Below are 12,051 nucleotides of genomic sequence, written 5' to 3'. Positions count from 1 at the left end.
AGGGCGGTATCGCGTTTCAACGGGTGGCCTATTAAAATCGGCGCAGCAGGCTTAAGCCGGGTCGCGATCAACCGCAAACGCTGACCATGCCTGACGAACGGTCATAATTTCCAAGCGATTGATGTTGATATGGGCGGGCAGCGTGGCCAAGTAGTAAAGCTGCTCGGCGATATCTTCTGCTTGAAGTGGCGTCGTACCCCGGTAAAGTGCATCCGAAGCGGCCTGGTCGCCTTTAGTTCTGACCAGCGTGAACTCGGTTTCTGCCATGCCGGGCGCCAGGTCAGTGACTCGCACGCCAGTACCTAACAGATCGCAGCGTAGGTTGTAGCTGAACTGCTGAACAAAGGCTTTCGACGCGCCATACACATGCCCGCCTGGATAGGGCCACTGTCCCGCTACGGAACCGAGATTGAGAATACTCGCGCCTTTACCGGTTTTCAGCAGCAGCGGCAGCGCCGCGTGTGTCACATTGACCAACCCCGTGATATTGGTGTCGATCATGGTGTGCCAATCCTCCAGCGCCACCTTTTGCGCCGGTTCCGGTGCCAGGGCTAACCCCGCATTATTGATTAAACACGTCAGCGGCAGAAACGTTTCCGGTAAGTTGCTAATGGCGTCAGTCACCGCGTCACTATCGCGGACATCCAGCGCCAGCGTTAGCACGGGAACCTGCTTGGAAAGCTCCTCTTCAAGTGCTTTGAGGCGCTCTACGCGTCGCCCGGTTAAAATCAATGACCAGCCCGCTTTGGCAAAGCGCTGGGCAGCCGCTTTACCAAACCCTGACGTCGCTCCGGTAATAAGTACGCTAGGCATTGCAATCTCTCCACGTTATTTAAATGATTAAAAGGCGATGGGGCGAGTTCTGACATCACTGTAAGCAACGCTGGTTCAAGCCTTTAGAGCCAGTTCGTGCCCGTTACTGTGACATCACTCGTCTGTCCCTCTGGTATGTAACGACTGGCCCTACAGCCTAAACGGTTGACTCACTAGGCTGGCAAGCACGCTATTTCTTAACGGATTACTTAAGGTGCTTGCTATGAATACCAATATTGCCGCTTCACATCCACCCGAAAGCGGTGTGGATAATACTTATGTACACACCTTAGATCGCCAGTATGTGTTCCACTCCTGGGCACAGCAAGGCAGTTTAGACCCCATGGTGATTGCAGGGGCTGAAGGGTGTCGCGTATGGGACTATGTGGGGCGCTCGTATCTGGATTTTAGTAGCCAGTTAGTCAATACCAATATCGGCCATCAGCACCCCAAAGTGGTGAGCGCGATTCAAGCCCAGGCCGCGAGCCTATGTACCATTGCCCCCGCCCATGCCAACTTGGCTAGGGGCGAAGCGGCCAAGCGCATTATCGCCAAAGCGCCCGCTGGGTTTAGTAAGGTGTTTTTCACCAATGCGGGCGCGGATGCCAATGAAAATGCCATTCGTATGGCGCGTCTTTATACCGGGCGAAGCAAAATACTATCCGCCTACCGCTCCTATCACGGCAACACCGGTTCAGCGATTGCTGCCACCGGTGATTGGCGGCGGGTGCCCAATGAGTATGCCAGCGGCCATGTGCACTTCTTCAACCCTTACCTTTATCGCAGTGAGTTTTGGGCGCGCAATGAAGAGGAGGAGTGTGAGCGGGCGTTGCAACACCTGCGCCGGGTAATTGAGTGCGAAGGTGCTAATGCGGTCGCGGCCATCCTGCTGGAAACCATTCCCGGTACGGCTGGCGTACTGTTACCTCCGAAGGCGTATCTTCAGGGTGTTAGAAAACTCGCCGATGAGTTCGGTATTGTACTGATTCTAGATGAAGTGATGGCTGGCTTTGGTCGCACAGGGCGCTGGTTCGCTTTTGAACACTACGACATGGCGCCGGACTTAATCGTCTTCGCCAAAGGGGTGAACTCGGGCTATGTGCCTGCCGGGGGCGTGATTATCTCTGAATCCATCTCACGCTATTTCGATGACCACTTCTTTGTCGGCGGTCTGACGTATTCCGGCCACCCGCTGGCAATGGCGGCGATAGTCGCGACCCTGGATGCGATGGAAGCAGAGGGCGTGGTTAAAAACGCTGACGCGGTGGGTAATGGCCCGTTAGCCGCAGGGTTGCAACAGCTTGCCGAGCGATACGCCATCATTGGAGATTGGCGGGGCGTTGGAGTGTTTCACGCTTTAGAGCTCGTCAGCGACCCGGTTTACAAAACACCACTGCCAGGGGCGGCAGTGTTGCAACTCAAGCAGCAATTAATGGAAAACGGACTGCTGGTCTTTACCGTTGAGAACCGCATCCATGTGGTTCCGCCGTGTATCGTAACGGCCGCTGAAGTAGAGGAGGGTTTAGCCATCTTGGATCGCGTGTTGAAAAACTGTACGGCATCACGCTAGATTGGTTTTTAAATGCCCGTTTTAAGTGCCCGTTGTTAAAGTACTCAGGGCGTTATCGTAGGCGAGGCCCAGGCGCTGTATGCCTGGGTCGATACGCTCCCTCTCGATGGCGCCAAACCCTAGCCGGAAAAAGCGCCGCGGCGGGGCGGCATCGAAGAAGTGCTGGAAGCCGGGTTCAATGAGCACACCCCGCTGGGCGGCATGCCAGGCTAGCCGCTGAGTGTCGATGCCCGCATCCGCTTCCATCCAGAAGGCGCTGGAACGACTGCTGCTGTGGCTGAGGCAGCCGGGCAATGCCTGATCAATAGCGAGCCGCATCGTGTCGCGCCGCCGGTCGATCTCCTCCACATGCAGTTTGAGGTAGCGCTCGTAATAGCCTTGAGAAATAAACTGTGCCAGCTGGTGCTGTAACGCGGCGGGTGGGTGACGGTACATCATACGGCGCAGCGCTCGCAGCTCGTCGATCACCTCGGCATCGGCCACGACATAACCCATGCGCAGACCAGGCGAGAGCGCCTTGGATAAGCTGCCCATGTAGATAATTCGGGCGCTCTGCGCGCTGGCTTTGAGGGCTGGCAGTGCGAACTGGTCGCCATGAATCTCGGCGTCGTAGTCATCCTCAATCACGATTTGGTCGTGATGGGGTAGCTGGGCCAGTAGAGCTTCGCGCCTCTCGCGGCTCATGGTCACACCTGTGGGCACCTGATGACTGGGCATGACGTACAGATAGTCACACTGCTGAGACCCCTCAAGACGCATGCCTTCCGTATCCACGGTTTGCAACTGCAGGCAGGCACCGCGCTGGGCAAACACATTCATTGCTTCGCGGTAACCGGGAGATTCTAGCGCCACGCGAGTGCCCCGATGGCAGAGCAGTTGCGCGATCAGATAGAGTGCATTTTGCGTTCCCATGGTGATCAGAATCTCTTCTGAGCGAGCAAAAATTCCCCGGCGCGGCAAAATACGTTTGCGCAATTGCTCAATCAGGAGCGGGTCGTCCTGGTCAATACGATCGCGCAGCCAGGGTTTATCGCGTTGCGAACTCAATAAGCGCCGAGAAACATCTCGCCACTGGGCTAACGGAAAAAGTCGCGTATCTAACTGGCCGTAAATAAACGGGTAGGCATATTCCGACCAATTACCGGGTTTGAGAATGCCTTGGTAGTTAGTAGGGCGCTGAGCAATGCGTTTGTGCCAGTTTGGTGCGCTTATTGTGCCGTTATTGGTTTCGGTTAACGCTGTTAGTGATGAATTAAGCGTTGATTGAGGGTCGTTATAATCAGGGTGTAAATAGTAGCCGCTACGGGGGCGACTTATTAAATAGCCATCCTCGACCAGCTTTTCGTAAACAATCGCCACCGTATTACGCGAAATACCCAGCTGTTGCGAAAGCTTGCGGCAGGAGGGCAGCGCATCCTCGCTGGGTAAACTGCCCATACGAATCGCTTCTAACAGCGTTTTGCGTAATTGTTCTTGCAGGCAGGCGCCAGCGTTAGGGTCGACCTCAAGACACAGCGATGTCATGCACATCTCCTCTTCAAAACCCTGGCCGTCTAGCCCATTCACTCAAGCATCTCTCCTTAAACAAAAGCATCTTTCGTGCCAGTTCTGTTGTCGGCAGCGGCTATCGGTAACTGTCCTTTTAATTTGCGCTAACTGGCTCTAATCGCAGAGAGGATAAAAATCTAGGGTGAAGTCAGCTTCTGCATATCGCCCAACTGTTTGCAGACCCACTGCAAACGCAAAGGCGAGCGATGTTTTGACTGCTTTTTCTAAAACCTATTTTTTAAAAGCGTATTTTTGAAAACCTAGGGGATATCAGACGATGAAAAAAATAGCTGCCTTAGCCTCCGCAATAAGCATCGGCGCGCTTGCTTTAAGTGCGTCACTGACCGTTTCCGCTGCGGATTTAGATGAAATAGAGAGCCGTGGCTATATGAGCGTGGCCACCGAAGATAACTACGCGCCGTTTAACTTTATGAGTGGCAGCGACCCCGATGGCTTTATCAAAGATATATTGATTGAACTGGAGGAGTACGCTGACTTCGAGATCCGCCAGGATATTTTGCCTTGGACGGGGCTTTTGGCCTCGGTTTCATCGGGCCAATACGACATGGCACTTACCGGCGCGTCGGTGACCGACGAACGCCTGCGGGTGTTTAACTACGCGCCGCCGTTTGCATCGGCACAGCACTTTTACATTAAGCGGGCAGGTGATGACCGTATCAACAGCATTGAAGACTTAAGTGGTATGACGCTGGGTGTTCAGGCGGGCAGTGCACTGCTATCGCGCCTGCCAGAGTTGGAGGTCATGCTGGAAGAGAGTGGTGGCGAGCTGGGCGACGTAATGCAGTATGAGGCCTATCCAGAAATCTACGCTGACCTGGCCAACGGTCGTGTCGATTACGTGATTAACTCCATCGTGCCGGTTAATGACCTGATCAGTGAACGCCCTGACGTATTTGAAGCCGGTCAAGCGGTCTCCGGTCCTGGCTATGTTGCCTGGCCGATGCCTAAAGACAGCCCACAACTGCTGGCCTATATCACCGACTTTATGAGCCACCTGCGTGATTCTGGCCGCCTGGCCGAGCTGCAGGAAAAGTGGTTTGGCGAGTCCTTTGATGACCTGCCGACAACCCCTATCACCTCAGTGGAAGAGTTCCACGAAATGGCCGGTATGTAAGCCATCACATTCGCCTGCCGCCCAGCCTGGGCGGCGGTTTTCTTATCGCGAATTAGGGGGTGAGCATGGACAGTAGCGCATGGGGGCTTCTCATCCAGGGCGCCTGGACAACGCTTTGGATATCCGGCATCTCCATTGCCATCGGTGTGGTAATGGGGCTTTTGATTGCATTGCTTAGGGTGGCCAAAATTCCCGTTTTGCATCAATTGCTAGGCGTCTACATTAGCTTGGCGCGGGCAACGCCGCTGGTGACGCTGGTGCTGTTTATCTTCTTAACCGCGCCGACCATGGGCGTTAACCTCAACCGCAATGTGGCCGGTATTATCGCGTTAACCCTCAATACCACTGCTTTTAACGCTGAAATCTGGCGCTCTGCCTTTAACAACTTCTCCAAAGAGCAGCGTGAAGCGGCCCTGGCCATCGGTATGACACCGTGGGTCTATTTCCGCCGTATTATGCTGCCGCAAATCACCATTACCAGCCTGCCGGGCTTGGTGAATGAGATGTCGTTTCTGATTAAAGGCAGCCCGGCCATTGCGGTCATCGGAGTCGTCGACCTGACCCGCGTGACCAACCGTATTTCGGCGGTCACCTATGACCCTTTGCCGCCAATTTTAGCGGCCGCGGTGCTGTACATGCTGATCATCAGCCTGCTTGTCTGGCTTCAACGTCTGGCTGAGCGCAAAGCCAGCCGGTTGGCCGTCTAACTTGGCCATTAAGGGGGAGCCTCTATGAGCAATTGGGACATTCTTTGGTCGTCGTACGATGTGTTTTTAAGTGGTTTTTATAACACCTTAAAGCTATTTGGTTTATCCGCTGTCTTGGCTTTTTTAATGGGCAGCGCCATGGTGTTTTTATTGGAGGGTTCCCGCCCACGGTTAAAGGTTCCGCTGCGGATTTTTATCGATGGCATGCGTATGCTGCCATTTTTGATCCTGGCCTACCTGCTGTATTACGGCTTACCTAGTGCAGGCATCCGCATGAGTGCCTGGACGGCCGGGATTATCGCCCTGGTGATCTACCATGGGGCTTACTTCGCGGAGATACTGCGCGGTTGCCGTTCCACGTTTGCCCAAGGGCAGGTAGAGGCAGCAATCGCCCAGGGATTTTCCCAGCCCAAGATGTTTATGCGTATTATCTTGCCGCAGCTGATTTTGAAAACCCGCGGCTTATTGGGTAATCAGTTGATTATCCTACTCAAAGACACCGCCTTTCTGGTGATCATCACCGTGCGCGAACTCACCGCGGCGGCGAGCAGCCTGTCGAGCACCTACTTCATTCCCATGGAAGCGTTCATCGTGGTGATCGGCTTCTACTGGCTGATCAGTATTGGTTTAGAACTATTTATCAAAATGATTGGCCGTTTTGGCGCCAAGCGAGGATTCGAAAATGCCTGAGACCGCCGCTGTTAGTATTCGTAACCTTTCCAAAAGCTTCGATGGCACCGAAGTGCTGCGGGATGTATCGCTGGAAGTTCAGCCCGGCGAAGTGGTGAGTATTTTGGGCTCATCGGGTTCGGGTAAATCTACCCTGCTACGCTGCATCAACTGGCTTGAGCAACCCGACCGGGGCGACATCCGTATTGCCGGTGATCGTATCGGCGTGAGTGACACTGGAAAACCCATGTCGCGCCGTGAGCTGGCAGGCATGCGCGCGCGCTTGGGCATGGTGTTCCAGGGCTTTAACCTCTGGCCTCACCTGAGTGTGCTGCGTAATGTCACCGAGGCGCCAATTCATGTTCAGGGGCTAAGCAAAGCCGAGGCTGACGAGCGAGCCATGGCGCTGCTCGAAAAAGTCGGCATGGCCGACAAGCGTGAACAATATCCCTACACACTCTCTGGTGGTCAGAAACAGCGGGTAGCGATTGCGCGGGCACTCGCCATGCAGCCTAAGGTGATGCTGTTCGATGAGCCCACTTCAGCCCTCGACCCCGAGCTGGTGGGGGAAGTGCTTGGGGTGATCAAAGACCTCTCCAAAGAAGGCTACACCATGGTACTGGTGACCCACGAAATGGAGTTTGCCCGGGCAGTCTCCGATCAAGTGGTCTTTCTCGACAAAGGCATCATCATTGAAAAATCCCACCCCAGCGAGTTCTTTGAGAACCCTAAAACCGACCGAGTACGGCGCTTTCTGGAACTTGAAGCGCCTGCGGTGTGAGCACACTGAATCTGGCGCTGGCTAGATCATTACCCCAACTGCCTGCGCCAGCGGTTCTCTATGGTATCCAGCTCTGCCGGGCCGTAGTGCGCATGATCATGCGGCCCGTAGTAGGCCCATAATTGATCGCCATAATCGAAGTGCCACCACTCGCTGGGCAGGTTGGTGAAGCCTTGTTGTTGCAGGGTGTGATAGAGCAGGCGGCGGTTATCCCGCGCCTTATGTTGCTGCGGGGTAAGCATTTCCAGCTTTTCGAAATAGTCGCTATGGGAGGCGGGAAGCGCCTCGTCAAACAGGGTGCCCATATCCAGTGGCAGGCCATCGGCATCACAAAGCGTGACATCGACGGCGCCGCCGGTGAGGTGCGGGCTGGGGGCTAAAGGGTCGCGACTGGGTACCGATACGAACTCTCTTGTACGCTCCAATAGCTCCGCTTCGCTGAGGTCTGGATGGTGGTGGTGGATGGCTTCATGCAGGGTATCAAACAAGTACTGCTGCACCCGCCATGGCCGCCAGCCATCCAGTACGATCAACCCGATGCCCTCGGGTAAGCTACGTGCCGCAGCGAGTAGCGCCCGATAAACCCCCTCACGAACGAAACACTCCGGCACCGCACCCGGAATACCCAGCCGAGCATAGGCGGGGAACACGCTGACCGGTGCCGGGGCGAGGCTCATCGGTACCAAGCGCTCGCCGTTATCTTCAATAGGCGCGCGGCGCAGCTGTTCCCAGCAGGGAGCTGAATGGCTGGGTATAGGCGGCAAGGCCTTCAATAGTGTGCTCAAAGGCATTATGTTATCCAAGCAGAGTGTTATCCAAGCTGGTTATTAAAACTAGTTGTCAAAACTGAGTAGGCAGCCACAGCGTCAGCGATGGAAAAAGGATTAATAGAATAAGCACCGCAATCGCCGTCAGCACAAAGGGCCAAATGGTTCTAAATAGCGACACTATCTCAAGCCGACTAACCGCGGCGGCCACGAACACACAGGCGCCCAGCGGTGGCGTGATCAATGCAATGGTAATGTTCAGTGTGATGATGACGCCCAGATGAATGGGGTCTATACCCGCCATCATAGCCACCGGCGCAAAGATCGGCGTCAGTAGCATCAATGCCGACACCTCCTCCATAAACATGCCCGTGATGAAGGTGATTGCACTAAGCAGTAATAAAATAACCACGCTATTGTCCACGTAGGGTGATAGCAGGGATACAAACTGCGCAGGTACTTGCGCATAGGAGAGCAGCCAGCTAATCGTCGCCGAGGCCGCCATGATGAGAAAAATCGCCGAGGTTAAGCGTGCCGTATCAAGGATGGCTTGCCAGCACTCTTTAAAGCGTAACCCTCCCAGGACAAAGCCACATAAGGCCACATACAGCGCTGTCAACGCGCCCGATTCTGTAGGCGTCACAAAGCCCAGCACGATGCCAGCAACAATAATAAAGGGAGCGATAAGCGCGGGCAGAGCGGCCGCGAAGGCTATGCCAAGTTGGCCGATTGAGGGCAACTGGCCACTTTTGGGTAATCGGTGGCGCCAGGCATACCAGGCGTTCATGCCCATAAAGGCAACCCCCAGCAGCAGACCTGGTACTACGCCCGCCAGAAATAGATCGCCTACTGAGGTGTTGGTCAGTGAGGCGTAGAGGATCATAAAGATACTGGGTGGAATAATCGGGCCGATCAGCGAGCTACCGGCGGTCAACCCAGCGGCAAAAGCCCTTGAGTAGCCCTCCTTCTCCATGGCAGGTACTAACAGCGACCCCAGTGCCGAGGTATCCGCCACCGCTGAGCCATTGACGCCTGCGAAGAAAACGCTCGACACCACGTTGACGTGGCCCATACCGCCCCGCAAGTGCCCCACTATCAGGCGGGCGAACCCCATCAGGCGCTCGGTTAAGCCGCTGACGTTCATCAGGTTGCCAGCGAAGATGAATAACGGAATAGCCATCAAGGAGAACACATTGATACCGCCAAAGAATTGCTGGGGCAGCATACGTGGAATCATCGAGGGGTCGACAAACAGAAAGCCTACTATCGCCGTGGTCAGCAGTGCGATGAACAGAGGAAGCCCAAGCAAAACGTGGCCGAGGAAAACCGCCAACATAGTCACAATCATAAGGTGTCCTCGACAGTTTTAAGTGGCGCGGGGCCATAGAGAAGCGCATGCCAAGCCAGTAATAAAAAGCCAACGGGTAGCGAGAGGAGGGGCACCGTGCGGCTAATGCCAAGCCCTGAGGTGGTAAACATGCTGACCGAGAGTGCATAGCGATAGCTGACCCAGGCACCCCCCGCTGCAATCAGCAGGGTGAGTAGCCACTGGTACACGTTCAGCAAACGCGCGAGAGGGGGTGGCAGTAGCTTCTCCAACAGACCAACGCGCATGTGACCCCCTTCCGACCAGACGGTGCCAGCCGCGAGCATCACGGTGGCGATAATCAAAAATCGCGATATCTCATCTGTCCAAATAGGGGCACCACCGGCGATGTAGCGGGCAAACACCCCATACAATATGGCCGCAACATTGAGGCATAGCAGCGCGCCCGCCAGGGTTAGGGACACCGGGCGGCTGATCGCCAGTAGACGGGATCGAAGCGTATTAAACATGGCAGCCTTCCAGGAAGCACAGAAACGTTAAGCACTAGAACATTCAGTACTGGGATATTAAGTACTGGAAATTAGGGGGCCGGTAAGGTACCAGCCCCTGTTGTTAACAGCCGTTAGTCGAGCAGTTCGCTCATGCCTGCATCTTCCAGGGCCATATCGATCCAGCGTTGCTCGATATCACGTTCTTCGAGCCACTCAAGATAGGCGGGCTGGCCAATGTCGCGGAAAGCGGTGAGCTCCTCTTCAGAAGGGCGAATCACTTCCATACCTTGCTCTTCCAGGTAGGCGATACGTGCCTCAACCTGTTCCTCGTTGTGCTCACGGGCATTGTGATTAGCTTCGGAGACGGCCTCCATAAAGGTGCTGCGAAGCTCATCGTCCCAACCTGCGATCATGTCGCTATTGCCCACCAGGAACTGATCGGAGTATTGGATATTGGCTAGGGTCAGGTAGTCCTGCACTTCGTAGAGGCTGCCCAGGATGATATACATCGGCGGGTTCATCTGGCCGTCGGCCACTCCTGTACGCAGTCCCATGTAGGTCTCTGTCCAGGGAATGGGAGTACCGGAGGCACCGAAGGATTCATAGAGGGCTACCTGGCTGGGATCCATGGCCCGGAAACGCAGCCCTTCGAAGTCGTCCGGGTGGCTGATAGGCCGTTCATTGTTGGTGAATGCCAGGAAGCCCCCCTCTTCGACGACCGCCAGCATATCGATACCGGCACGCTCCTGCAGAGCATTGCTGACTTCCTGCCAATACTCTCCTTCATCGAAGAAGCTACGCGCCGCCGCAAAGTCGTCGAACAGAAACGGAATAGCGCTGACGAAGATCTCATCAACGAGAGGAGAGACGCCTGCAAATGACGCCACGTTGAGCATGGGCGTATTCATGGTTTGTTCCATGCGCTCCTCTTCATCACCCAGCATGCTATTCGGGTAGAGCTCAAGCTGTATCTCACCGTCAGTTTTTTCGTCTACCAGCGTTTTAAGGTTCTCTGCAAAGACGTGGACAGCATTCTTTTCGGGATCTGGGGCACCGTTGTAACTCAGATTAATGGTGGTGGCTGCAAGAGTGTTTCCTGCCATCATGGCAGAGCCAATCAGGCAAGCCGAGATGAGTCGTTTGGGTGAAAAGTGCTGAGTAAACATCGTAAGTCTCCTGGTTTATTGTCGTGAGCTATGAGGCGCTAAGGGCGCGTTATTGGATTTATAAGGAGTGCTTACTAGAAGACTATGTATTGAGGTGTTGACTATGCAATACCTAAACTGTGGCTTTTATTGCAACAGTCGTGGTGCATCGGCGGAGAAAAAGCGCATGCCTTTGTGCAAATGATCGATGCAAGTGATTGAGGCGACCGGGAGTTCCTGCCCTTTCAGGCTAACAATTTGTGCCCGCGTACCGTTCATCACCGGGTACTGCATGGGTAGTGTGAAGATCTCACCGCGCTCAATCTCATCCGCTACGGTGAGTTCGGGCATAAACGTAACGCCGATGCCTGAGCGGACGAAATTCTTTAACACCGAAACAGAGTTGGTGTGCAGGCGTGCTTCAAGATGAATGCGCTCCTGGTGGGCCACCATATTGACCATTTGCCGCATACCAAAAGGATTGTCCATTAACGCCAGGGGCCACCCCTTTAAGTCATGCAGGGTTACCGGGCGGTTAAGATCACTTAGTGGGTGATTGGGGGGCACAATCACATCGAGCGGCTGGCGCGTTTCCACGTGGCAGAAAAGTTGCGGGTCTACCGGCGGTGCATAAAGTAGCGCTATATCCACTTCACGATCTTTGAGTAACGACATCGCTTCGTTGACACCCGCCATGCGAATTTCGACATTGATACCGGAAAACGCTGACATAAAAGTGCCTAACGGTGCGGCGATCAGGTCAGCGATAAACCCTTCTCCCACGGCAATACGAACTTCTCCTTTCGTTAGGCTTTGAAGTGCCATTAGCTGGGAGAGCACCGCTTCTTCTGAAGCCCGCTGGGCATGAAAATGGTGCACCAGTAGCTGGCCCGCTGCGGTTGCGCGCATCCCTCTTCCGTGCCGCTCGCATAGCTGGGTATCCAGCTCTTCTTCTAGTGCTTTTAGTTGGCGGCTAACGGCAGAAGCATCGACATTCAGGTGGGCCGCGGCGCGCCTGAGCGAGCCGCGGCGAATCACTTCATTGAGGTAGGTTAATGCACGCTGGTTAAGCATAAAACACGCCTGTGGTGGAGTGTT

General features: G+C 54.8%; 12 protein-coding genes. 5 read left to right on the top strand and 7 right to left on the bottom strand.

Annotation, left to right across the window (positions count from 1 at the left end; genetic code table 11):
• Nucleotides 1-51: 51 nt before the first annotated feature.
• Complete coding sequence (locus HALTITAN_RS00855) at nucleotides 52-813, bottom strand: SDR family NAD(P)-dependent oxidoreductase (protein ID WP_022521639.1); 762 nt, start codon at nucleotides 811-813, stop codon at nucleotides 52-54.
• Between the two features lie 223 nt (nucleotides 814-1,036).
• Here HALTITAN_RS00855 and HALTITAN_RS00850 point away from each other — a divergent pair, with 223 nt between their 5' ends.
• A complete protein-coding gene (locus HALTITAN_RS00850) occupies nucleotides 1,037-2,383 on the top strand; it encodes an aspartate aminotransferase family protein (protein ID WP_217920541.1) in 1,347 nt (448 codons plus the stop codon).
• A gap of 21 nt (nucleotides 2,384-2,404) precedes the next feature.
• Here the strand turns inward: HALTITAN_RS00850 and pdxR are convergent, their stop codons facing one another.
• Nucleotides 2,405-3,907: a MocR-like pyridoxine biosynthesis transcription factor PdxR gene (gene pdxR, locus HALTITAN_RS00845; RefSeq protein WP_039857911.1), complete on the bottom strand. Its 1,503-nt coding sequence runs from the start codon at nucleotides 3,905-3,907 to the stop codon at nucleotides 2,405-2,407.
• A 301-nt stretch (nucleotides 3,908-4,208) separates the two neighbouring features.
• Here pdxR and HALTITAN_RS00840 point away from each other — a divergent pair, with 301 nt between their 5' ends.
• The 4 genes from HALTITAN_RS00840 to HALTITAN_RS00825 all read left to right on the top strand — a co-directional run bounded on the left by HALTITAN_RS00840 (nucleotide 4,209) and on the right by HALTITAN_RS00825 (nucleotide 7,223).
• Nucleotides 4,209-5,066, top strand: coding sequence for a transporter substrate-binding domain-containing protein (locus HALTITAN_RS00840; protein ID WP_009285958.1), 858 nt, complete (start codon nucleotides 4,209-4,211; stop codon nucleotides 5,064-5,066).
• A gap of 65 nt (nucleotides 5,067-5,131) precedes the next feature.
• Nucleotides 5,132-5,773: an amino acid ABC transporter permease gene (locus HALTITAN_RS00835; RefSeq protein ID WP_039857373.1), complete on the top strand. Its 642-nt coding sequence runs from the start codon at nucleotides 5,132-5,134 to the stop codon at nucleotides 5,771-5,773.
• A 24-nt stretch (nucleotides 5,774-5,797) separates the two neighbouring features.
• Complete coding sequence (locus HALTITAN_RS00830) at nucleotides 5,798-6,463, top strand: amino acid ABC transporter permease (protein WP_039857371.1); 666 nt, start codon at nucleotides 5,798-5,800, stop codon at nucleotides 6,461-6,463.
• Nucleotides 6,456-7,223, top strand: a complete 768-nt coding sequence (locus HALTITAN_RS00825; RefSeq protein WP_039857369.1) for an amino acid ABC transporter ATP-binding protein — start codon at nucleotides 6,456-6,458, stop codon at nucleotides 7,221-7,223. Before HALTITAN_RS00830 ends, HALTITAN_RS00825 begins: the two co-directional genes overlap by 8 nt.
• Nucleotides 7,224-7,252: 29 nt before the next feature.
• On the opposite strand, the gene HALTITAN_RS00820 is transcribed toward HALTITAN_RS00825, so the two are convergent.
• From HALTITAN_RS00820 to HALTITAN_RS00800, 5 genes are all read right to left on the bottom strand, one after another.
• On the bottom strand, nucleotides 7,253-8,014 hold the full coding sequence (locus HALTITAN_RS00820; protein WP_197029743.1) for a M15 family metallopeptidase: 762 nt from the start codon (nucleotides 8,012-8,014) through the stop codon (nucleotides 7,253-7,255).
• 49 nt (nucleotides 8,015-8,063) lie between these two features.
• Nucleotides 8,064-9,338 carry a TRAP transporter large permease gene (locus tag HALTITAN_RS00815; protein WP_039857366.1) on the bottom strand — a complete coding sequence of 425 codons (1,275 nt, stop codon included), beginning with the start codon at nucleotides 9,336-9,338 and terminating at the stop codon, nucleotides 8,064-8,066.
• Entirely contained in the window at nucleotides 9,335-9,826 is a 492-nt protein-coding gene (locus HALTITAN_RS00810; RefSeq protein ID WP_051051763.1) for a TRAP transporter small permease, read from the bottom strand. The genes HALTITAN_RS00815 and HALTITAN_RS00810 overlap by 4 nt, the downstream gene beginning before the upstream one ends.
• Before the next feature lie 113 nt (nucleotides 9,827-9,939).
• Nucleotides 9,940-10,974 carry a TRAP transporter substrate-binding protein DctP gene (dctP, locus tag HALTITAN_RS00805; RefSeq protein WP_009285955.1) on the bottom strand — a complete coding sequence of 345 codons (1,035 nt, stop codon included), beginning with the start codon at nucleotides 10,972-10,974 and terminating at the stop codon, nucleotides 9,940-9,942.
• A gap of 126 nt (nucleotides 10,975-11,100) precedes the next feature.
• Entirely contained in the window at nucleotides 11,101-12,027 is a 927-nt protein-coding gene (locus HALTITAN_RS00800; protein ID WP_009285954.1) for a LysR family transcriptional regulator, read from the bottom strand.
• Nucleotides 12,028-12,051 lie beyond the last annotated feature (24 nt).

Origin of the sequence: Vreelandella titanicae BH1 (assembly GCF_000336575.1) — a bacterium.
In the GTDB taxonomy this organism is placed as follows: domain Bacteria; phylum Pseudomonadota; class Gammaproteobacteria; order Pseudomonadales; family Halomonadaceae; genus Vreelandella; species Vreelandella titanicae.
Note: the sequence above shows the minus strand (reverse complement) of the source record. Positions and strands in the feature narration are given on the sequence as shown.